Source organism: Legionella worsleiensis (assembly GCF_001467535.1).
In the GTDB taxonomy this organism is placed as follows: domain Bacteria; phylum Pseudomonadota; class Gammaproteobacteria; order Legionellales; family Legionellaceae; genus Legionella; species Legionella worsleiensis.
This window is the reverse complement of sequence record NZ_LNZC01000006.1, coordinates 46,055-68,136: the sequence shown is the minus strand read 5'-3', so window position 1 is coordinate 68,136 and position 22,082 is coordinate 46,055. Positions and strand designations below refer to the sequence as shown.

Here is a 22,082-nt window from a genome sequence, read left to right as displayed (position 1 = left end):
CTGGATAATTTCATGACCCTTGAAAAAAGATGCATCCAACAGCAACGATTAATGCAGGATTTAACTGATATACTCAACACTGCATGTAAAAACGGGAATCATCTTGACTTGACACTATACAGGCTCAGGGAAACATCAGTTACGGATATTATCCATTTTTTTTCATCCATTCCAGCGAAAATTACCTCTATAGATCTGGGCTATAATAACCTGGGTAAAAAATCAGTTGCTGATTTAATCCAGCTTGTTGAAGCACTTCCTCAATCAGTTACTTCGCTAGGGTTAAGCTATAACGACCTTGGTCAAATAGCAGGTATGGATTTGGTTAAAATTCTAAGCGCCATTCCGAAAAATGTTACCTCAATTAACCTAAGCAAAAACAAACTGCATAAAAAATCTGCGGATGAGCTGTCCTTAGCGCTAAAAGCCCTTAAACCCGAGGTTATTTCCCTGGACTTAAGCAGTAATTATCTCGCCAAATATCACGGTGCAGATTTAGCCAAAATTCTCAGCGCCATTCCTGAAAACCTAATGACTCTTGATATAAGTACCAATCTTTTTGGGAGTGTACCTGATGAGCGTTTAGCTCAAGGCTTTGCCGGGATTCCAGAACATGTTAACTGCCTTAAATTAAACGATAATAATCTGGGTGATTTACCCGGCTCAGTCTTGACTCATGCTATTGCAGCACTACCAAAAAGCCTAAGCACTATGGACTTAAACGATAATAATCTTGGCCATATCAAAGGAAGAGGCCTTATTGATGCACTTGGTGCTCTTCCTGAAAGCGTCACAGCGATTAACTTGCAAGCAAACAATCTTGATGTCATTCCGCAAGCTGACTGGCAGCTGCTCATTAGTTCACTTCCTCAAAACGTACATTTATTAGACCTTAGCGACAATGAATTGGCTCAATCTACCTTTGCTCTCATTAAGCAACAGCAAAGCGCTATTCAGTTAACCCCAACAAACTTGACTAACATTTATGCGGAAGAACTGAATTCAATCCTTGAGAAATATCTTATAAACAGAACAGCAGTAAAAGACTCATCCGGTAAAACAAAAGCATATTTTTACGGCAGTTTCTTTTCTGCCTTTCAATTCAGTTTCACAGAAAAACAAGAAGCTGTTGCAGCCCTGCAATCGGCTCTTCGGGGAAAATCCGTTGATTTAAAACCCCATCTGCCAGCCTTAAGAAACGGCAATCTTGGCAATCAATTGCGTCGATTTGCCCAATCCGATTTGGGTAAGATACTTGCAGGTAAACACGTTAACGGTGTTAGCGAATTCATTATGGCGCTTGACGCAAGCAAACAGAGATCAGATGCCTCGCTCGACAATTCATTACTCACCACATGCAAGTAAACAATAGTGTAGATTTTTGTAACAGACAAAAAAACACTAAACGAAGACATGCCCGTGCCTTTACCCGGTTTTTAAAAGGCTTTTAAAAGAATCATTTCAATGGGTTTGCTCGCTTATTCTTCATTCATGAGTGCATCACATGAATTAAAGAGCTATACTAGCGCTTTTTTTGAGGATTAATTCATGCGCCCCAGTAATCGAGAACCCAATCAGCTTCGTTCTATTAAAATCACTCGAAATTTTACTCATTATGCCGAAGGGTCTGTTTTAGTCGAATTTGGACAAACAAGAGTGCTATGTAATGCTTCGGTTATTGAAGGAGTTCCTCGTTTTCTTAAAGGTAAAAATCAGGGTTGGGTGACCGCTGAATACGGCATGCTCCCCAGAGCAACGCACAGCAGAACCGAGCGAGAAGCCAGCAAAGGAAAGCAAGGGGGACGAACCCTGGAAATCCAACGCCTGATAGGTCGCTCACTCAGAGCATGCATGGATTTAAAAGTCATAGGTGAAAATACCATAACTTTGGATTGTGATGTCATTCAAGCTGATGGGGGCACTCGAACTGCTGCAATCACAGGTGCTTGTGTCGCAATGAGAGATGCCATCAGCTGGATGGTGCAACGGGAAAAATTACGTAAAATGCCAGCTTTTAACTACGTTGCCGCTGTGTCTGTGGGAATATACAGAGGTCAGCCGGTACTGGATTTGGATTATGCCGAGGACGTACTTGCCGAAACAGATATGAATGTGGTTATGAATGAAGCCGGACATTTTATCGAAGTACAAGGTACAGCCGAAGATCAGTCTTTCAATCGTGAACAGCTGAACTCTATGCTGGCTCTTGCAGAAGGCGCAATTCCACAGCTTATTGAATTGCAAAAAAACGCTTAATCCATCACAACAAGCAAAAAGCTTGCTGGATGTCTAAATTAAAAATCAATATTCATAGAGCGTTGACAATTGCTCCCGCCTACGTGCCTCGGCTTGTCCGAGGCATCCAAGAGATCTCGATTAAGCACAAATTTCCTCATACAGATCACGCCACTCTGGATTCAATGTATTAATCAAATTATGCTTCTTTTTTCGTGACCAACCCTCGATGACTCAAATTGGTATAGTGCGTAAAAAAATCAGTATAATTTTTTTGCGCTTAGAATAATGACTTGTTTATTGCAGCTTCCTGTGCGATGTGCCGTGATATAATGTTATTATTAACTAATTCTGTTAGATGCTGATCCAGCGTTTGCATGCCTTTGGCCTGACCAGTTTGAATTGCCGAATACATCTGCGCCACTTTATCTTCTCTTATCAGATTACGGATAGCCCCGGTGCACATCATAATTTCAAGAGCAGCCACTCTGCCCCCGTTATTTTTTTTCAATAAACTTTGAGCAACAACCGCTTGTAAGGATTCAGACAACATGGATCGCACCATGGATTTTTCTTCTGCGGGAAACACATCAATAATTCGGTTGATTGTTTTAGTCGCTGAATTGGTGTGCAAAGTTCCAAAAACCAAATGCCCTGTTTCTGCTGCGGTCATTGCCAGACGAATGGTTTCCAAATCACGCAACTCACCCACCAGAATAATGTCTGGGTCTTCACGTAAAGCTGAGCGTAATGCCGCATTAAAACTCAGTGTATCTTTATGTACCTCTCGCTGATTAACCAGACATTTTTTGCTCTGATGAACAAATTCTATTGGATCTTCAACTGTAAGAATGTGTTCATAGCGAGAAGAATTTATATAATCAATAACCGCAGCCAAAGTCGTACTTTTTCCAGAACCTGTAGGGCCGGTAACCAAAACCAGTCCTCGTGAAAACCCGGCCATTTCTTTAAAAATGGGAGGTAAATTCAAGTCTTCCATGGATAAAATAGTCGAAGGAATGGTTCGAAATACTGCCGCAGCCCCACGTGCCTGATTAAACGCATTCACTCTGAATCGAGCCAGATTATTAATTTCAAAAGAAAAATCGGTTTCCAGAAATTCTTCATATTCCTTTCTTTGTCGGTCATTCATAATATCGTAGATTATTTTAATGACGTCTTTATGTTCTAAAGCAGGCAAATTGATTTTACGCAGATCGCCATCCACACGAATCATAGGGGGTAACCCTGAAGAGAGATGTAAATCGGATGATTTGTTTTTCACAGAAAAGGCTAATAATTCGGCTATATCCATAATTCAATATTCCTGATAAATCATTGTATTTCTATTAGGTTAGCTCAGGAATGATTCTACAGCAAACATTGTAGTACCACCCCTTAATTTGGTATGGTTGTTACTTTAGCCGCATCATCACGACACTATGAATATATCCGATAACATCAACGCCATCAGAGATAAAATAACCCAGGCAGAAAAAAACGGGCACCGTCAACCCGGTTCTGTGCTCTTGCTTGCCGTCAGTAAACAACACTCTGTAGAGTCCATTACAGAAGCGTTTAATAATGGGATTTGTGATTTTGGTGAAAACTATTTTCAGGAAGCGGAAAAAAAAATTAATCAACTACGCCATTTACCTCTGTGTTGGCATTTTATAGGCCCAATACAAAGCAACAAAACCAAAGGTATAGCAACATTATTCCATTGGGTTCATAGTGTAGACAGACTAAAAATTGCCAAGCTTTTAAGTGAACATCGCCCCAAGGATTTACCTCCTATCAATGTATGTTTGCAAATTAATTTGGCCAAAGAACTGACCAAATCTGGGGTATCAGGCACTGAAGCAATGGAATTGGCAGACACCGTGAGGCAATTACCGCATCTGAACCTTAGAGGTTTAATGACTATTCCTCCCCCCATGAGCGATCCGCAAAAACAATATGATTTATTTCTTGAATTAAATCAGCTCATGCACTCCATTAACAAACAATTACATCTTGAAATGGATACTTTGTCTATGGGAATGAGCGATGATTTGCTACCAGCAATTAAAGCAGGCTCAACCATAGTACGAATTGGCAGGGCTATTTTTGGTGAACGACAAGGTCTATCTTTATGAACATCAGTTTTATTGGATTCGGGGCTATGGCTAAAGCAATAGCCCGAGGGTTGGAGCAAGAAAAATCGTTTATACTCTCGGCTGCCGCACCGTCATTAACCAAGGGAGTCAACAAAGAAGGAATTATTACACATCATGAAAATAAAGAGATAATCAAAAATGCAGACATCATTATTCTTGCTGTAAAACCTGCTCAAATGAGCACCGTATTAACAGAAATCACTCCCTTCATACCGCATAATTGTTTACTGATCTCTGTAGCAGCAGGTTTAAGCCTGCCCTGGTTTGCTCAACATTGCTCTTCTCATCAGGCAGTTATTCGTACCATGCCCAATACACCGGCAGCGGTTGGCCTAGCGGCAACACCGATGATTGCCAATGTGGCAACAACAACGCAACAAAAGCAATGGGCAGAGCTTATTTTTTCTAAAATTGGTTTGATTACCTGGACCACTAACGAAGAAGATATGGATGTATTCACGGCACTTTCAGGAAGCGGACCTGCTTATGTCTTCCTCTTTATGGAAGCCATGATGGATGCGGCGGTAGCCTTGGGTCTGGAGCCACAGATTGCAAAAACATTTACCTTACAAACGGTCTTGGGGACAGTAAATTTAGCTCTTAATGACGAATTGGGTTTATCTCAATTAAGAACAAAGGTAACATCACCCGGGGGGACAACGGCAGCAGCTTTAAGTATTCTGCAAGAGCAATTGCCTGCTCTTGTCTTTGCGTCTATGAACGCAGCAAAACAACGTGCTCACGAACTAGGAACTCTAAAGGGGAAATAATGTCTGGTTTTACTGCTGTAGGAATTTTTTTAACATCTTTATTCTTTGGTGTGGTCATTTTTACCTTATGGCTGCGCATTGCACTGCGCTATTGTAAATTCAGTGCGTTGAGCCAATTCAGCCAATTGATTTTGTCTCTTACAGAACCCGTGATAAGACCAATAAACACCTTGTTCAGGTTAAAATATCAACCAGGCCAAAGATACGACTGGATGGCTTTTACTCTTTTGGTGATTGTTGAATTTTTAAAAATACTCGTTCTGAGCCTGCTTGCATTTCACAACCTGATGCCTGTTCAATACATCTTACTCTATGTTGTGGCGGATTTAATCATCCAACCTTGCGATTTACTTTTTTATGCTCTGCTGATTCGTGTCATTATGAGCTACGTAAAACCAGGCTGGCAGCATCCTGTTGGTGACTTTCTACGTGTTTTAACCCAACCCCTACTGGTTTTGGGAAGAAAAATAATCCCTGATATATCCGGCTTTGATTTTTCTCCTTTTGTTATTATGATTCTTTTAAAGGTAATTACATTGTTTGTTAGTGCATCTCTTCCCTGGCGATTGATAGGATAGATGAATAATTGGCTAAATGAACTATACTTAGCATTGAAAGGACAGCCGGATTAAAGACATGAACACGTTACGTTATGCCAGCATTGCATTATTTATTTTGCCATTTAGCCTTTTGGCCGACCAGTCTTATTATTGTCCGCAAAATCATGCTTACATTAACATCGGAATGACCGCTGATGAGGTTATAGCCGCTTGTGGGCAACCGGTAAGCATGCAAGACTCCAATCAACCACTAACTCAAAAATCCCTGTTCAGCAATTAATTTATAATAATCAAGGCAGCACTACTGCCTTTTATGGGGTCTGGAACATCCAAACAGGCAGTGGCGGTGCTCAAATGGAAATCGACGTAGTAAATAATCAGGTGAAAGGAATCAAAATTAATGGCGGTAACAGCAATGCAACCAGCCTTTGCAGTGGCACCAGTATTCAAATGAATGATCCGGTAAGTAAAGTATACAATGCCTGCGGAAGTCCCGACGTTGTCAACAACACATTTGTGAATATGCCCGTGCCAACGGCTACCAAACCGCAGATATGGATATACCAACCAGGGCAATATCAACCTTCAGTATCCTTGACATTTGTTGATGGCAAACTACAATCCATCAACAATTAATTAAGGAAACAACTCAGATGACTGAAACTGTAGACGATATTACCATTACTTATTCTGAAAACGGCACCGAAACAACCAAAGAACTGGGTAAACACGTATTATCCAAAGGTGCCTGGACTACCATAATGTTTAAATATCAGGATTGGGATAACGCCAAAAATGATTATGGTCCGGTAAAATTTTCAATTCGCCGCTATCAAAAAAGAAACAATCAATATTGGCAAAAATCAAAGTTTAATATATCAAGTGCCGATCAAGCACAAAAGATTATTGATGTATTGAGTGACTGGCTAAAGTAAGATTTTTTTCGGTTAATTTAGCCTAAAGCATTGAGAAAAAATTAAAATCCATTATAAAAGCTCAGCGCCAGCCCAGGAGTAGTCAAAGCACTACTCCTGGGTTGTGATTCAAGCTACTTAAAACAGCCTATCCCGTCATAGCCAATCAAATGACATTCTTTGTAGGTAGATTGATCAAGCACATAACGCACCGCTCCGTAGCTGGCATAGATTGTTCCATGTTTGTCTGTTTTGACGTGAGGATGTTGGTAACTCCTTTCTGGCTCACAGCCTGTTGCGGTCAGTTTCCAGACAACACCATTCAAGTGCAAAGTTGAATGCTTGGGTTTAAATGTATCAGAACCACAATTTGTAAAAGATAAACTGTTCATTGGCGGAGCCGTAAACAGTACATCATATCCAGTCAAAGCCGTTCTCACCGCATTTTCTGCATCTAATATACCATGACCGCAAGGCTTTTTGCCCACGCATGATTTGTTTGCGTCATTACTCACACCAAATTCATGCGTAGTCACATACAAAATCTGCTCAACCTGTTCTGCGGTCAATTGACGATCACTAATGGTATAAACCAAAGCGGCCACACCAGCAACGTGTGGTGATGCCATACTGGTTCCCTGATAAAAATCATAACCAGATGCGTGGTAACCGCCCCCGGGATTGACTGTTGATAAAATACCTCCTGCGGTACCGTATCGTTTATCGCCGCCTGGAGCAGCCAGAGTAACGCTTGGCCCGTAATTAGAAAAATAGGAGCGTAAACCCTCAGGGCCAGTAGAAGCGACTTTTACGGTGCCATTACAAACTCCTGGCGCATTAAAATGCTCCCACAAATTATCATTTCCCGCTGCAGCAATCAGCACTGCACCTTTTTTTCGTGCAAAAAATACGGCTTCCTGAAGCGCTTCATCACAATAATCAATTTCTTTACCTGGTTTTTCATCTACTCCAAAACTCATGTTCAATACTTTTGCAGGATGAATATTAGCAGGAACCCCAGGTACTTCACCGCCCACAGCCCAATAAATCCCATTAATTACCGCACTTTCATAAAACATTCCAGATGCATCAGGTATCTTCACTGTTAAGATTTTTAAATCTTCCCCCACTCCTGTCATGACCTGGCCGTAACCAGCAATAGTTCCTGAAACATGTGTTCCATGATAACTCGCTGTTTCATCACTTAAATCACGATTATTACCTGCAAAATTCCAACCCCAAACAGCATCATTACTGTCTTTAACCAGGTTATTTACCAGGCTCTCATTAAGGGCAACTCCTGTATCGAGTACTGCAACTACCACAGGTTTTTTCCCATTACCCGTGGTATAAGCCCAGGCGCCATCTCTTAATCCGGGTTTTGATTCGAGCATAATACCTGCAGGGCGCTGAAATTCATCCCACTGACTGTCGTGAGTGAGTAAGTTCTTCAATTCCAGACTGATAACAGGATCAGGTACAGGTTTAAAATACCCTACTCTGTCTTTAACTGCATAAACCACATTGGGATTTTTGCGCAGTTTATCTAAAACCAAATCTGTTTTATCTTCATGGCCAGTATGACCCAAAGAGGAATTTGTTGCATCCAGTATTAATGAATAGGCACCATTAGCCATAGGTTTCATTTCTTTAACCGACAGGTTAGTGCTCTTGAATACTTGAGATTTCAAGGCGGCCAAAGTCACACCCTGTTGTTTGTATTTAATAATCACTCGTACCGTATTATTGGTAGATGCAGCGGAAACACCACATGCAACACACACCAGCCCTAATGCCAAAATACTTGATTTTAACCCCATACTTGATGCTCCTTGTCTAATCTGATTCTTAATCTCTTACCGAACGTTTAATGGCTGGTTCACGCATGTCAATATTGAATAATAACAGGATGCTTTTTGTCTCGTTACCGTGTTTTATGCAGGGTATCCAGATGCCCTTGAATCAAGGGCATAACTGGTTTTGTACATAAAAAAACGAAAAGTAGACCATCTTATTTTACAATATGCATTATGGTGCGTTTGCCCTGCACTTAATAGCGATAATGATCTGGTTTGTAAGGACCGTGAGTATTAACCCCTAGATACTTCGCCTGTTCCGCTGTTAATTCGGTTAATTTGGCGCCTATGCGTCCTAAATGCAAACGAGCGACTTTTTCATCTAACAGTTTGGGTAGAACATACACCTGTTTCTGATAGTGCTTAGAGTTTATGAATAATTCAATTTGCGCCAGAACCTGATTGGTAAATGATGCAGACATAACGAAACTGGGATGTCCTGTCGCACAACCCAAATTAACCAAACGGCCTTCAGCCAAAACGATCAGCCGTTTTCCATCAGGAAAAATGACATGATCAACTTGAGGTTTAATATTTTCCCATGGGTACTGTTTTAAGCTTTGAATATCAATTTCAGAGTCAAAATGGCCAATGTTGCATAATATGGCCTGATTTCTCATCCGCATCATGTGATCATGGGTTACTACATGGTAATTGCCTGTTGCGGTAACCACTATATCAACCTGATCAGCTACATCATCAAGCGTGACTACCCGGTATCCTTCCATCGCAGCTTGCAAGGCGCAAATGGGATCAATCTCAGCAATCAAAACAGAAGCGCCCTGCCCTCTTAACGCCTGGGCACATCCCTTACCCACATCACCATAGCCCATAATCAAGGCAACTTTACCTGCAATCATGACATCTGTAGCACGCTTTAAGCCATCTAACAAAGACTCACGGCAGCCGTAAAGATTATCAAATTTGGACTTTGTCACTGCATCATTAACGTTTATGGCTGGTATTTGTAGATGACCTTGTTTTGCCATTTCATATAATCTGGCCACACCAGTAGTCGTTTCTTCAGAAACCCCTTTGATTTCTTTTAACAGATGAGGATATTTTTGATGAATTATCTGGGTTAAATCGCCGCCATCGTCCAGTAACAAGTTGGGAGTCCATCCATTGGGGCCGTGAACAGTCTGTTCCACACACCACCAGTATTCTTCCTCAGTTTCTCCTTTCCAGGCAAATACCGGAATACCCGCAGCAGCCATGGCCGATGCAGCATGATCCTGGGTTGAAAAAATATTACAGGAAGACCAGCGAACTTCAGCACCCAAAGCAATCAGCGTTTCAATGAGAACCGCTGTTTGAATAGTCATGTGCAAACACCCGGCTATTCGTGCGCCTTTTAGCGGACGTGATTGGCTAAATTCTTTACGTAAAGCCATTAACCCGGGCATTTCGGTTTCTGCTATAGCTATCTCTTTTCGCCCCCATGCGGCAAGAGATAAATCGGCTACTTTAAAATCATGGGCATTATGTACTTTTACTACTGCTTCCGTTACTGAGTTCATAGAGTCTTCCTTAGTGATAATGCATTTTTAATCCATTAATTATAACGCTTTTTTTAGTTCGTCAACTTTATCCAGGCGTTCCCAGGGAAACTGGTCCCGTCCGTAGTGCCCATAAGTAGCTGTTTTTTGGTAAATGGGGCGAAGTAAATCATGATGATCAATAATTCCCTGCGGAGTTAAATCAAAATGAGTATGAATCAAATCAATAATGTCACTGTTTTTTAGCTTACCTGTGCCAAATGTTTCGACGGAAATTGAAGTGGGCTCAGCAATACCTATTGCATAGGAAACTTGAATTTCACATTTGTCAGCTAATCCTGCTGCGACGATATTTTTTGCAACATGCCGTGCTGCATAAGCAGCAGAGCGATCAACTTTGGAGGGATCTTTTCCTGAGAAACATCCGCCCCCATGTCTGGCCATCCCACCATAGGTATCAACAATGATTTTTCTACCGGTTAAACCGCAATCCCCCAGAGGGCCGCCTATTACAAATCGACCGGTTGGATTAATAAAATACCGTGTTTTTTCGGTCAACCACTCGGCAGGAATGACTTTTTTAATCAGTTCTTCACGTATTGCTTCAGTCAACTCACTGTGACTCACCTCAGGAGAATGTTGAGTAGAAAGTACAACCGTATCCACTTCAACGGGCATTCCGTTTTCGTATTTTAAAGTCAATTGGCTTTTAGCATCTGGACGCAACCAGGGTAATTGACCTGATTTACGTAAAAAGGCCTGTTGTTCCATTAAGCGATGAGCGTAAGCGATGGGCGCAGGCATATATACATCGGTTTCCCGGCTGGCATATCCAAACATTAACCCTTGATCACCAGCTCCCAATATTTTGGTTGTCTGGTTATCAACACCCTGAGCAATATCGGGAGATTGTTTTCCTATAGCGGATAATACAGCGCAAGATTCCCAGTCAAAGCCCATTTGCGAACTGTTGTAACCAATCTCTTTGATCACGCCTCGGGTAATTTCGTCAACATCTACCCAGGCTTTGGTGGTTATTTCGCCGCCAACGAGTACCATTCCGGTTTTGACAAATACTTCACAGGCAACTCGTGCTGTCTTATCTTGCCTTAAAATTGCATCTAAAATCGCATCAGAAATTTGATCTGCTATTTTATCTGGATGCCCCTCAGATACTGATTCCGAGGTAAACACATAACGTTCATTCATTGCAAATCCTCTTTATTATGGCAAATTTCAGGTATTAAGACTGTGCTGACGATTAACCTGATATTCCTTCATTAGCTGTATAAAATCGTTAAAAACTGTTTCAATATCATGCGGCCCCGGGCTTGCTTCCGGGTGTCCTTGAAAACCTAAAGCAGGTTTGCTTTTATGTTTAATCCCCTGCAAAGTATTATCAAACAAGGAACGATAAGTCACTTCCAGACAGTCAGGAAGACTTTCTTCATCAACGGCAAAGCCATGATTCTGGCTGGTGATATACACTTTGCGTGCCCCTTGCGTTGCCACTACAGGATGATTGGCGCCGTGATGGCCAAACTTCATTTTTAAGGTTCTTCCACCACAAGCTAAAGCAAGAATCTGAAAGCCCAGACAAATTCCAAACACTGGAACTGCATGCTCTAAAAATGCCTTGGTAGCTTTTATCGCATAGTCACAAGCCTGTGGGTCGCCAGGACCATTGGACAGAAAAACACCATCAGGATTCATGGCTAAAATTTCTGCTGCCGAAGTTTTGGCGGGGACTATGGTCAAATAGCATCCCAGATCATGTAATATACGTAAAATTGTGTTTTTCACCCCAAAATCATAGGCCACAACATGAAACCGATTTGGTTGAGAACCAGATCCCCAAGGCCCTCGGCCTTCATGCCAACGCTCTATGGCTTGTCGTGAAACTTCCTGGGCTAAATCTAATCCTTCTAACCCGGCAAATGCCCGAGCCTTGGCAAGTGCCGCTTCAGGGTCATCCGCTTGAGTAGTAATACAAGAACCAATTGCACCCTGATCACGAAGTCTTAAGGTCAAATCACGAGTATCTATACCAGAAATCGCAACTATCTCGTTCTTTTTAAGCCAGTCTGGAAGTGACTGGTGCGCTCTGTAGTTACTGTGCAAAATGGAACAATCGCGCATAACCAGACCTGCAGCCCAAATTTTATTGGATTCGAGATCCTCGTCATTACAACCCGTATTGCCAACATGAGCTGCTGTTAAAGTAATAATTTGTCTGGCGTAGGAAGGGTCAGTAAGCATTTCCTGATAACCCGTCATTGAAGTATTAAAAACCAACTCTCCAACACAATCACCATCAGCGCCTACAGATATTCCCTCATAAATTGTGCCATCAGCTAACACGAGAATTGCTGGTTTATTTGTCATGTGTAAGGTGCTCTTTAATGTTCAATACAAGTCAATCCTTGCTTTATATAGGACAAATTAAACAGTGCATTCCATGCACATTTTGATAAATCCTCTAATTGTAACTCAGTTATTTTAAAATTTCATGTCTTCAAAAAATTTTTTCACTCCAGCAAACCAGGAGCTGGATCGCGGCGAGTGATTCGATTTGCCATGTTCTAACGACTCTTGAAACTGAGTTAACAATTCTTTTTGCTCTTTGGACAGATTAACCGGAGTTTCTACAACCACCTTACACAGCAAATCACCCTGTCCATGCCCGCGAACAGACTTCATACCCTTGCCTCGCAAACGAAATACTTTTCCAGTTTGTGTTTCTTCGGGTATTTTAAGCGTGACTCTACCTTCCAAAGTGGGTACTTCTATTGAACCACCTACCGCCGCAGTTACGAAATCAATAGGCACTTCGCAATGCAAATCATTTTCATGACGCTCAAATATGGAATGAGTTTTAACATTGACCTGCACATACAAATCGCCAGGACCGCCACCATGAATGCCCGCCTCTCCTTCGCCACTCAGACGAACTCTATCACCATTATCAACACCGGCAGGAATTTTAACGGTTAATTTCTTACTTTCACGAATTCGACCTTGACCGTGACAGTTACTGCACGGATCTGAAATTGTCTTTCCTTCGCCATGACAACCAGGACAGGTCTGTTGAATGGAGAAAAATCCTTGCTGAATCCTGACTTGGCCTATGCCATTACAGGTTTCGCATGTTTTGGGGCTGGTGCCTTTTTTTGCACCTGAACCGGAACACACTGTACATGTTCCATGACGAGGAACTGTAATTTCGACTTCTTTTCCTATTGCCGCTTCTTCAAGCGTCATCTGAACGTTAAATTGCAAATCAGAGCCTCTTTGACCACGTGATTGCCGTCCCTGTCCTCGTCCACCTGAAAATATATTCTCGAATATATCTTCAAAAACATCGCCAAAACCGCCGAAACCACCAAAGCCTCCGTGTCCTCCCGCTGAAGGGTCAACCCCGGCATGACCAAACTGATCATAAGCTGCCCGCTTTTGCTGATCGGAAAGAATGGCGTACGCTTTTTGAATTTCTTTAAATTTCTCTTCCGCAGAGGCATCATCGGGATTACGATCAGGGTGATACTTCATCGCCAGTTTACGATAGGCTTTTTTTATTTCCGCATCGCTAGCGCCTCGACTAACTTCTAAAAGTTCATAATAATCCCGCTGTTCCATAACTGCTCACATGTTATTAAATCACTGGCACGACTTTGTGTTTTTTCCAAGAAGTACAGATCATGCACTTCTTGGAAAAAAGCACGCATCATAACCAAAATACAAACGGGACGATGAAATCGCCCCGACCCAATATTATTGATTAGTCTCTAATCACAGACGTTCAAATACGATTAGTTTTTGTCGTCTTTAACCTCTTCAAACTCAGCATCAACAACACTTTCATCAGCAGGTTTTGCTGATTCATGATGTTGTGCAGCATCTGCAGCTCCAGGTTGACCTTCGGATGATTTTTTAGCATAAACCCGCTCTGCCATTTTACCAGAAGCTTCGGTTAGCACTTTGAGTTTTTCCTCAATTTGTGCTTTATCTGTACCTTGAACCGCTTCTTTTAATTCAGCAATTGCTGATTCAATTCCTTTTTTCTCATCTTCAGCCAGTTCAGCGCCCAAGTCCTTCATTGATTTTTCACAACTGTGAATCATGCTGTCTGCCTGATTACGCAGCTCTGCCAACTCTTTGAATTTTTTGTCTTCTTCTGCATGAGATTGAGCATCTTTTACCATTGCTTCAATTTCTTCATCACTTAAACCACTTGATGCTTTAATCACAATAGACTGTGCTTTTCCTGTTGCTTTGTCTTTAGCCGACACATTCAAAATACCATTGGCATCAATATCAAATGTTACTTCAATTTGCGGAACACCTCGTGGTGCAGGAGGAATGTCACCCAAATCAAATCGACCTAATGATTTGTTAGCAGATGCTTGCTCACGCTCACCTTGGAGAACATGAACAGTTACCGCAGTCTGATTGTCATCAGCAGTTGAAAACACCTGATTGGCTTTAGTCGGAATGGTCGTATTTTTATCAATCAGCTTGGTCATGATACCACCCATGGTCTCAATACCCAAGGATAAAGGAGTGACGTCAAGCAATAAGATGTCTTTTACTTCGCCAGATAATACTGCTGCCTGAATTGCTGCGCCCACTGCTACCGCTTCATCTGGGTTTACGTCTTTTCTTGGTTCTTTACCAAAAAACTCTTCAACAGTCTTCTGTACTAAAGGCATACGGGTTTGACCACCAACCAAAATAACTTCGTTAATTTGTGACACTGTAAGCCCTGCGTCTTTTAATGCAGTTTTACAAGGTGCTATGGTGCGCTCTACCAGTTTTTCAACTAAAGATTCAAGTTTGGCGCGAGTAAGCTTGATGTTTAAATGCTTAGGGCCAGATGCATCTGCGGTGATGTAAGGCAGATTAACATCAGTTTGTTGCGCTGATGACAGCTCAATTTTAGCTTTTTCCGCAGCTTCTTTCAGACGCTGTAACGCCAGGGGATCGTTATGCAAATCAATGCCTGAATCCTTTTTAAATTCTGCCGCTAAATAATCAATCAATGCCAGGTCAAAATCTTCACCACCCAGGAATGTATCTCCGTTAGTAGCCAGAACTTCAAATTGGTGCTCTCCATCTACTTCTGCAATTTCAATGATGGAAATATCGAAAGTACCGCCGCCAAGGTCATAAACTGCAATAATAGAATCGCCTCGCTTTTTGTCCATTCCATAGGCAAGAGCCGCAGCGGTTGGTTCGTTAATGATACGCTTGACTTCAAGGCCTGCAATGCGACCAGCGTCTTTAGTTGCTTGTCTTTGCGAATCATTGAAATAGGCAGGAACAGTAATCACGGCTTCTTTTACTTCTTCGCCAAGATAATCTTCTGCTGTCTTTTTCATTTTACGCAATACTTCTGCAGAAATCTGTGGTGGCGCTTTGTCCTGATCTTTAACCCGAACCCAAGCATCGCCATTGTCTGCTTTCATGATTTTGTAAGGAACCATCTTAATGTCTTTTTGTACGACAGCATCGTCAAATTTACGACCAATCAACCGCTTGATTGCAAAGAGGGTTTTATCAGGGTTAGTCACTGACTGACGTTTAGCAGACTGACCAACCAATACTTCATTATCATCAGTAAAGGCAACAATAGAGGGGGTAGTACGATGACCTTCACTGTTTTCGATTACCTTAGGCTTATCACCTTCCATAACAGCAACACAGGAGTTAGTGGTACCCAGGTCAATTCCAATAATCTTAGCCATTCTTATTTGCTCCAAATTAGTAGTTTCTAATGCAATATCTGTCATATGGGGCGTAACACGCCAATTTCAAGCTTTTCAAAAAAAAATCTGTTGTTACCCGTCATTTTTTTTAAATCTTGCAGCCTCTCACTCGGCAGGTGCTTTTTTAGAGACAACAACCCGAGCTGGTCTTATGACCCTGTCATTCAACTGGTATCCCTTCTGAACCACGGCAATAACTGAATTTGGTGGGGTTCCGGGAACATCTTGAATAGACATGGCTTCATGCTGTTGTGGATCAAAGGACTCACCCATGGGGTCTATTGCACTCACATCAAATTTTTGTAAAACATCCATAAAGAGTTTCGTGGTTAATTCCAAGCCCTCATGCATGGCAGCATCTGCACTTTTACCAGCAAGCTGCAAAGCCTGCTCCAGGCTATCCACTACAGGCAACAAAGCAGAAATTAATTTTTCCATACCGTATTTATGCGCATTCGCAACTTCACGCTCCATGCGGCGGCGCACGTTGTCCAGCTCAGCCATTGCCCGCACTGATTTTTCCCAGTTCTCATGGGCTTTTTGCTCCGCCAGAGTCAATTGCTCTTCCAAAGCCAAATAGCTTGGATGACCTAAAGCCGGATCGGAATGAATTTCCTCTGCAGGGACTTCTTCGCCAACTTCTTCATCATGGTGCTCATGTTCTTCCTTGAATTTACTCCAATCTTTTTTATCATGTTTGCTCATAAATGTGCTCCTGACTAACGTGACCATACAACATGGGGGCAGTACCTTTATTTTTCAAGTCCTCATTGCAGATTTAAATATAGACTAGCTTTTCATCTCTATTGCAGTAAATGTTCATTTATTCCATACTTGGTTATCAAAAAAAACAGATGAGTTGAATATGCAGGTTTGGTCGCCACAATCCTGGCAGCGTTATTCGTATCTTCAAGCAGCGAATTACGCCGATCAGGATCAGTTAAATAAAATAGTCGAGCAGTTAAGCGTTTTGCCTCCACTGGTAACCAGCGGTGAAATCAAGAACTTGAAAAATGAAATTGCCCGAGCAGGTCGAGGTGAGGCATTTATTCTCCAAGGCGGAGACTGCGCAGAATCGTTTAACGATTGTCGCTCCGAAATCATCAGTAACAAATTAAAAATTATGTTACAAATGAGTTTGATATTGTTATACGGTTTACGCAAACCCATTATTCGTGTGGGTCGAATTGCCGGTCAATACGCCAAACCTCGTTCCTCTGATTTTGAAACCATAGACGGAATTACTCTGCCAAGTTATCGAGGGGATATCGTTAATTCTCCAGAGTTTACCCCATCAGCCAGAGAGCCTAACTCCAAATTACTCCTGCAAGCCTACAGCTGCTCTGCCATGACTTTGAATTTTATTCGTGCCTTGCTGGATGGCGGTTTTGCCGATTTGCATCATCCACAGCGTTGGGATTTAGGATTTGTTGAGCATTCAACTCAAAAAAATGAATACCAACACATTGTGGATTCAATCGCAGACGCTTTAGATTTTTTGGAATCGATTGATGGAATAAGCTCCAGTAATCTGAATAAAGTTGATTTCTATACCTCACATGAAGCATTGCATCTGCATTATGAACAGGCATTAACACGTCAGTTAAAGGATGGCTTATGGTATAACCTGTCAACCCACCTTCCCTGGATAGGCATGCGCACAGCGCAAATCGATAGTGCTCACCTGGAGTTTTTGCGTGGCGTGGAAAATCCTATAGGAATAAAAGTAGGCCCCGGAGCCACTCCCGAGTGGCTGACCGAAGTATTGTACCGAGCCAATCCACGCCGTGAAGAAGGCCGTATTTTGATCTTTACCCGCTTAGGAGCCAAGCATATAGACCGGCTTTTGCCACCAATTATTGAAGCCGTGCAAAAAACGCAAATACCCGTTACCTGGTCTTGCGATCCCATGCACGGCAATACGGAAACCACAGCAGATGGCACGAAAACACGTCATTTTGATACCATTCTTGCGGAATTAAAACAAGCACTCGAAATTCATCACGCTATGGGAAGTTATTTAGGTGGTGTCCATTTTGAATTGACTGGCGATAATGTTACAGAATGCATAGGCGGTGCACGAGGTCTGGGAGCGGAGGATTTGAAAACGGCATACCACAGCCTGGTTGACCCCAGATTGAATTATGAACAATCTATAGAAATGGCCATTCAATTAAGCAAGCAATTCCGAAATACATAATAAAATCACTCAGTGAGTCGGCAGTATTACACTGCCGACTCAAAGTGAACAAAGCCCTTATGAAACTACATGATATTGAGGGCTTAACTCATGAACCGATTCAATCATCACGGCAACATGCTCGGGAGGTACATCAGGAGTGATACCATGCCCCAGATTAAACACATGACCGGTTCCGCATCCAAAAGATGCCAGCACCTCTCCCACTTGTTTCCTGATGCTTTGCTCTGAACCTAACAAAACAACCGGATCGAGGTTGCCTTGTAAGGCCACTTTATCCCCTACCCGCTGCCGTGCTAAATGTAAATCACAAGTCCAATCAACACCTAAAGCATCGCATCCGGTGTTGGCCATGGTTTCCAGCCATTGCCCACCGCCTTTTGTAAAAAGAATGATTGGGGTTTGCGCACTAAACGCTTTAACCTCACGAACAATTTGCTGCATGTAGTGCAAAGAAAAATCCTGATAATTTTTAGGGGTTAGAATCCCACCCCATGTATCAAAAATCATGACAGCATTTACTCCTGCCTTGATTTGTTCTATCAAGTACTGACTCACTGAATGAGCCAATTTAGTCAACAAAATATGAGCAGCTTTTTCTTCGGTATAAATCAATTTCAGGATGCGTTTAAAATCTTTGCTGCTTCCCCCTTCAACCATATAACATGCCAAAGTCCAAGGACTGCCTGAAAAACCGATCAGCGGCAGATTTGCAGGCATCTCACGGCGAATCAAACGTGCAGCATCCATAACATAACTGAGTGAATCAGCCATATCAGGCACTACCAACGCATCGATTGCTTTAAAATCTCGCACAGGATGAGTAAAACAAGGTCCCTCTCCTTCCGCAAAATACAACCCCAACCCCATAGCATCAGGTATGGTCAGGATATCTGAAAATAATATGGCAGCATCTAAGGCAAAACGACGCAAAGGCTGCAGGGTCACCTCACAGGCTAGCTCAGGATTTTTACATAAACTTAAAAAATCACCAGCCTGTTCCCTTGTTTTTCTGTATTCAGGTAAATAGCGCCCAGCTTGACGCATAATCCAGACGGGCGTCCGTTCAATGGGTTGTCGCCTTAAAGCACGAAGGAACAAGGATTGGTTCATGTCATACATCGTTAGATCTCTATTGCATTTTTTATAAAGGCTTTATGGTAACACGTTAGCAGATTCATTGCAGTGCTCAGCGTGGTTGAATAAATACATTACGCTGAGTTAAAATCATTGCTAACAGTTTCTCTTCTTCAAAACCTGGACTAACGAATGGATTACTTAAAAATATCGGCTCTCAAGGTGGCAGCACAGATAGGTGTACATGCTTGGGAACAACGCATCAAACAACAATTGCTCATAGACATTACTATTCCGTCTGATTTTACGCATTGCCAAGACTCACTAAACAACACACTGGATTACGATGCTTTATGTCAATTAGTCACTCAATATGTTGAATCGAATTCATTTCAACTGATTGAGGCCGTGGCCAATCAAGTCTCTGCGTTAATTAAAAAAGAATTCAATCTCGATGAAATCACTGTAGCAGTGAGTAAACCGCACGCCATAAAAAATGCGGGCAACGTGCAGGTATTGGTGAGCAGATAAGCAGTTATTTAATGTAACCTACTTCACGTTTACCCACCCGCTGAGGTGACCATACCACGCAGCCGCTCATTTTTCGCTAAGGTTAGCTGGGCTTTTTGCGCCAAAATCCGGTTGGCATAAGGCCCAACAACCACTCGGAACCAATTGCCATGAGCATTCGTTATTGGCACAACCTTTACATCAAATCCTTTGAGGATTAATAAACCCTGTAAATGCTCTGCGTCTTTCCTTGCCTTAAATGCCGCTACTTGAACCAAAAACAAACCTCGTCCATTAGAGACTGCCGCTGAAGGCTTGCCTTCGGCAATTTTTACAGTTGCAGCCTGATTGACTGCTGTTTTAGGCTTTGCTGTATTATTGGCGGCAAGGGCAACTGCTGCTGTGCCGTTACTCACCGGGGAAGGTTTTGCAGCAGCGGTTCCATTCTTTGCAGTAGCTGGATGGTTGACGTGTGAATTAGAGTGTGTCGCAGGCTGGGTCACATCCTTTTCATTCGTTAACAAGGTATAAAACTCAAACTTGGGTTTAGGTGGTGTCTGCTCACGCTGAGGCTCCGACTTGGAAGCCAGCTTTGGTTTTTCATGATTTGCAAGTACCTGGGTATTCATCCAGGTACTTATAGTCTGAGGATCCAATAGAGTAGCTGTCAAATAACCCAACAAAAAAGCAACGCTTATCACCAGGAATTGATGAGGAGCACTTTTTCTATGCGGTGCAGAACGTTTGTTTCCGTAATCTCTAGCCATTACATACTCTCTGGAGCCGAAACACCTAATAACTCAAGGCCGTTAGTCAGAACCTGACGCACTGCTTCAAGCAAACACAAACGTGCACAACGCAAGGACTCATCCTCACATAGAAGCTGAACTGCGTTGTAATAACTGTGCAATCCATTGGCCAGTTCGCGCAGATAATACGCCAGCTGATGAGGTTCACATGCAGCAGCGGAAGCTTCAATAATTTCTGGATAGCGACACATCAGAGTAATTAATGCCGTTTCATGCGATTTATCCAACAGATGGACATGTTGCAACCCAAGCTGTCTATCCCAGCTCATGCCACGCTCATTTAATTGCCTGAGCACACTGCAAATTCGGGCATGGGCGTATTGGATGTAATAAACAGGGTTATCTGATGATTCAGATTTGGCTAAATCCAGGTCAAAATCCATATGCTGCTCGGGTTTACGTGCCACATAAAAGAAGCGAGCGGCATCATTTCCTACCTCCTCACGCAACTCTCTCAAGGTGACAAAAGAGCCACTGCGAGTGGACATTTGCACCCTGTCCCCGCCTCGATACAATATGGCAAATTGAACCAGTAAAACAGTCAATGCGCTCTCATCATGCCCCAAAGCAGTAACTGCAGAACGAATTCGGGAGATATACCCATGATGATCTGCACCAAAAATATCAATAACCCGGTCATAACCCCTATCGTATTTGTTCCAATGATAGGCAACATCTGATGCAAAGTAGGTTGTTTGTCCATTGGCGCGAACCAGTACCCTGTCTTTTTCATCACCAAAAGCGGTTGCTTTAAACCAAAGTGCGCCTTCTTGTTCAAATGTATGACCGCCATCTTTAAGCGCCTGAATTCCTTTTTCAATTGACCCGTCTTCAAATAATGACTGCTCGGAAAACCAGCTCTTATACAAAACGCCAAATTCTGATAAATCGTCTTTGATGTCATCTAACACCGTATTCAAGGCATAAGCATGGAATAACGCAAAACCCTCTGTTCCCAATAAGGATTGCGCACGAGTAATGATGGAGTCTATATACAGCTCTTTATCCCCTCCTTGAGGCTCATCAGCCGGAAGGTCAGCACTAACTGTCTGCCATGAATGGACGTAATTATTACCATGTTCAGCGAGTACCGCTTTGGCTATTTCATAAACGTAATCGCCTTTATAGGCATTCGCAGGGAATACTACTGGTTCACCAGATAGTTCGAGATAACGCAACCAGACACTGGCCGCCAATATATTCATTTGCCGTCCGGCATCATTAACATAATATTCTAAGGTCACATCATAACCGGCAGCGCTTAAAACATTACCTAAAGTAGCGCCAAAGGCTGCCCCTCGCCCATGCCCTACATGCAGAGGTCCGGTGGGATTGGCTGAGACAAACTCTATGAGTACTTTTTGATTATTACCCAGGTTACTTCGCCCAAAATCCTTACCCAGCTTTAGGATGTCATTAATAATCAACGCTCGGGCACTGCTGCGCATGAAAAAGTTAATGAATCCGGCTCCTGCTATATCGATTTTTTCGATAGAAGGATCTTGTGGCATGGCCTGAACCAACAGCTCCGCAATTTTTCTGGGTGCCTGACGGCATGGTTTAGCTAATATTAGCGCAATATTACTGGCATAATCACCATGAGCAGGATCTTTGGCATTGTCCACTTTGATCTCAACATCAAGATCAGCAGGTATGGCTCCTGATTTTTGCAGCTCAGTTAAAGAGTGTTTTAAAATATGCTCTACTGTATGTTTCATACGACTCATT

General features: G+C 42.4%; 19 protein-coding genes and 1 pseudogene. 9 read left to right on the top strand and 11 right to left on the bottom strand.

The features are described from left to right. Positions 1-12: 12 nt before the first annotated feature. Complete coding sequence (locus Lwor_RS04095) at positions 13-1,365, top strand: leucine-rich repeat domain-containing protein (RefSeq protein ID WP_058492638.1); 1,353 nt, start codon at positions 13-15, stop codon at positions 1,363-1,365. 183 nt (positions 1,366-1,548) lie between these two features. Next, positions 1,549-2,256 (top strand): ribonuclease PH, encoded by a 708-nt coding sequence (gene rph, locus Lwor_RS04090; RefSeq protein WP_058492637.1) that lies wholly within the window; start codon positions 1,549-1,551, stop codon positions 2,254-2,256. 259 nt (positions 2,257-2,515) lie between these two features. Here rph and Lwor_RS04085 read toward each other — a convergent pair whose 3' ends face one another. Beyond that, a complete protein-coding gene (locus Lwor_RS04085; protein WP_058492636.1) occupies positions 2,516-3,550 on the bottom strand; it encodes a type IV pilus twitching motility protein PilT in 1,035 nt (344 codons plus the stop codon). Between the two features lie 127 nt (positions 3,551-3,677). Between Lwor_RS04085 and Lwor_RS04080 the strand changes: the two genes are divergently transcribed. The 5 genes and pseudogenes from Lwor_RS04080 (at position 3,678) to Lwor_RS04060 (ending at position 6,659) form a co-directional block, all read left to right on the top strand. Beyond that, positions 3,678-4,373, top strand: a complete 696-nt coding sequence (locus Lwor_RS04080; RefSeq protein ID WP_058492635.1) for a YggS family pyridoxal phosphate-dependent enzyme — start codon at positions 3,678-3,680, stop codon at positions 4,371-4,373. After that, positions 4,370-5,164 (top strand): pyrroline-5-carboxylate reductase, encoded by a 795-nt coding sequence (proC, locus tag Lwor_RS04075; RefSeq protein ID WP_058492634.1) that lies wholly within the window; start codon positions 4,370-4,372, stop codon positions 5,162-5,164. Before Lwor_RS04080 ends, proC begins: the two co-directional genes overlap by 4 nt. Then, complete coding sequence (locus Lwor_RS04070) at positions 5,164-5,742, top strand: YggT family protein (RefSeq protein ID WP_058492633.1); 579 nt, start codon at positions 5,164-5,166, stop codon at positions 5,740-5,742. The genes proC and Lwor_RS04070 overlap by 1 nt, the downstream gene beginning before the upstream one ends. A gap of 58 nt (positions 5,743-5,800) precedes the next feature. Then, positions 5,801-6,360, top strand: a pseudogene (locus tag Lwor_RS04065) (DUF2845 domain-containing protein). Positions 6,361-6,377: 17 nt separating this feature from the next. After that, a complete protein-coding gene (locus tag Lwor_RS04060) occupies positions 6,378-6,659 on the top strand; it encodes a hypothetical protein (protein ID WP_058492632.1) in 282 nt (93 codons plus the stop codon). 113 nt (positions 6,660-6,772) lie between these two features. Here the strand turns inward: Lwor_RS04060 and Lwor_RS04055 are convergent, their stop codons facing one another. The 7 genes from Lwor_RS04055 to grpE form a co-directional block, all read right to left on the bottom strand. Continuing rightward, complete coding sequence (locus Lwor_RS04055) at positions 6,773-8,458, bottom strand: S8 family serine peptidase (RefSeq protein ID WP_058492631.1); 1,686 nt, start codon at positions 8,456-8,458, stop codon at positions 6,773-6,775. Between the two features lie 230 nt (positions 8,459-8,688). Beyond that, entirely contained in the window at positions 8,689-10,014 is a 1,326-nt protein-coding gene (gene ahcY / locus Lwor_RS04050; RefSeq protein WP_058492630.1) for an adenosylhomocysteinase, read from the bottom strand. Between the two features lie 39 nt (positions 10,015-10,053). After that, positions 10,054-11,202: a methionine adenosyltransferase gene (gene metK / locus Lwor_RS04045; RefSeq protein WP_058492629.1), complete on the bottom strand. Its 1,149-nt coding sequence runs from the start codon at positions 11,200-11,202 to the stop codon at positions 10,054-10,056. Positions 11,203-11,229: 27 nt separating this feature from the next. Further along, the gene (gene carA / locus Lwor_RS04040; RefSeq protein ID WP_058492628.1) at positions 11,230-12,378 is read right to left on the bottom strand and encodes a glutamine-hydrolyzing carbamoyl-phosphate synthase small subunit; all 1,149 of its coding nucleotides are present in this window, start codon (positions 12,376-12,378) and stop codon (positions 11,230-11,232) included. A gap of 114 nt (positions 12,379-12,492) precedes the next feature. Next, positions 12,493-13,629, bottom strand: coding sequence for a molecular chaperone DnaJ (gene dnaJ, locus Lwor_RS04035; protein WP_058492627.1), 1,137 nt, complete (start codon positions 13,627-13,629; stop codon positions 12,493-12,495). Positions 13,630-13,802: 173 nt separating this feature from the next. Continuing rightward, the gene (gene dnaK / locus Lwor_RS04030; RefSeq protein ID WP_058492626.1) at positions 13,803-15,737 is read right to left on the bottom strand and encodes a molecular chaperone DnaK; all 1,935 of its coding nucleotides are present in this window, start codon (positions 15,735-15,737) and stop codon (positions 13,803-13,805) included. A 126-nt stretch (positions 15,738-15,863) separates the two neighbouring features. Next, the gene (gene grpE, locus Lwor_RS04025; protein ID WP_058492625.1) at positions 15,864-16,463 is read right to left on the bottom strand and encodes a nucleotide exchange factor GrpE; all 600 of its coding nucleotides are present in this window, start codon (positions 16,461-16,463) and stop codon (positions 15,864-15,866) included. 160 nt (positions 16,464-16,623) lie between these two features. Here grpE and Lwor_RS04020 point away from each other — a divergent pair, with 160 nt between their 5' ends. Next, positions 16,624-17,958 (top strand): 3-deoxy-7-phosphoheptulonate synthase class II, encoded by a 1,335-nt coding sequence (locus Lwor_RS04020; protein ID WP_058492624.1) that lies wholly within the window; start codon positions 16,624-16,626, stop codon positions 17,956-17,958. Between the two features lie 57 nt (positions 17,959-18,015). Here the strand turns inward: Lwor_RS04020 and hemE are convergent, their stop codons facing one another. Next, positions 18,016-19,080 (bottom strand): uroporphyrinogen decarboxylase, encoded by a 1,065-nt coding sequence (gene hemE, locus Lwor_RS04015; protein ID WP_058492623.1) that lies wholly within the window; start codon positions 19,078-19,080, stop codon positions 18,016-18,018. 147 nt (positions 19,081-19,227) lie between these two features. On the opposite strand from hemE, the gene folB reads away from it, so the two are divergent. Further along, complete coding sequence (gene folB / locus Lwor_RS04010) at positions 19,228-19,566, top strand: dihydroneopterin aldolase (protein ID WP_058492622.1); 339 nt, start codon at positions 19,228-19,230, stop codon at positions 19,564-19,566. A 29-nt stretch (positions 19,567-19,595) separates the two neighbouring features. Here folB and Lwor_RS04005 read toward each other — a convergent pair whose 3' ends face one another. Continuing rightward, positions 19,596-20,312, bottom strand: coding sequence for an SPOR domain-containing protein (locus tag Lwor_RS04005; protein ID WP_058492621.1), 717 nt, complete (start codon positions 20,310-20,312; stop codon positions 19,596-19,598). After that, on the bottom strand, positions 20,312-22,072 hold the full coding sequence (argS, locus tag Lwor_RS04000; protein WP_058492620.1) for an arginine--tRNA ligase: 1,761 nt from the start codon (positions 22,070-22,072) through the stop codon (positions 20,312-20,314). The genes Lwor_RS04005 and argS overlap by 1 nt, the downstream gene beginning before the upstream one ends. Between the last annotated feature and the right edge of the window lie 10 nt (positions 22,073-22,082).

Bases quoted from the DNA above. Each gene is read 5' to 3' on its own strand.
- carA (WP_058492628.1), bottom strand. From the start codon at position 12,378: ATGACAAATAAACCAGCAATTCTCGTGTTAGCTGATGGCACAATTTAT.
- Lwor_RS04055 (WP_058492631.1), bottom strand. From the start codon at position 8,458: ATGGGGTTAAAATCAAGTATTTTGGCATTAGGGCTGGTGTGTGTTGCA.
- Lwor_RS04085 (WP_058492636.1), bottom strand. From the start codon at position 3,550: ATGGATATAGCCGAATTATTAGCCTTTTCTGTGAAAAACAAATCATCC.
- Lwor_RS04020 (WP_058492624.1), top strand. From the start codon at position 16,624: ATGCAGGTTTGGTCGCCACAATCCTGGCAGCGTTATTCGTATCTTCAA.
- dnaJ (WP_058492627.1), bottom strand. From the start codon at position 13,629: ATGGAACAGCGGGATTATTATGAACTTTTAGAAGTTAGTCGAGGCGCT.
- Lwor_RS04005 (WP_058492621.1), bottom strand. From the start codon at position 20,312: ATGGCTAGAGATTACGGAAACAAACGTTCTGCACCGCATAGAAAAAGT.
- rph (WP_058492637.1), top strand. From the start codon at position 1,549: ATGCGCCCCAGTAATCGAGAACCCAATCAGCTTCGTTCTATTAAAATC.
- Lwor_RS04060 (WP_058492632.1), top strand. From the start codon at position 6,378: ATGACTGAAACTGTAGACGATATTACCATTACTTATTCTGAAAACGGC.
- Lwor_RS04095 (WP_058492638.1), top strand. From the start codon at position 13: ATGACCCTTGAAAAAAGATGCATCCAACAGCAACGATTAATGCAGGAT.
- ahcY (WP_058492630.1), bottom strand. From the start codon at position 10,014: ATGAACTCAGTAACGGAAGCAGTAGTAAAAGTACATAATGCCCATGAT.
- argS (WP_058492620.1), bottom strand. From the start codon at position 22,072: ATGAAACATACAGTAGAGCATATTTTAAAACACTCTTTAACTGAGCTG.
- Lwor_RS04080 (WP_058492635.1), top strand. From the start codon at position 3,678: ATGAATATATCCGATAACATCAACGCCATCAGAGATAAAATAACCCAG.
- Lwor_RS04070 (WP_058492633.1), top strand. From the start codon at position 5,164: ATGTCTGGTTTTACTGCTGTAGGAATTTTTTTAACATCTTTATTCTTT.
- dnaK (WP_058492626.1), bottom strand. From the start codon at position 15,737: ATGGCTAAGATTATTGGAATTGACCTGGGTACCACTAACTCCTGTGTT.
- folB (WP_058492622.1), top strand. From the start codon at position 19,228: ATGGATTACTTAAAAATATCGGCTCTCAAGGTGGCAGCACAGATAGGT.
- grpE (WP_058492625.1), bottom strand. From the start codon at position 16,463: ATGAGCAAACATGATAAAAAAGATTGGAGTAAATTCAAGGAAGAACAT.
- metK (WP_058492629.1), bottom strand. From the start codon at position 11,202: ATGAATGAACGTTATGTGTTTACCTCGGAATCAGTATCTGAGGGGCAT.
- proC (WP_058492634.1), top strand. From the start codon at position 4,370: ATGAACATCAGTTTTATTGGATTCGGGGCTATGGCTAAAGCAATAGCC.
- hemE (WP_058492623.1), bottom strand. From the start codon at position 19,080: ATGTATGACATGAACCAATCCTTGTTCCTTCGTGCTTTAAGGCGACAA.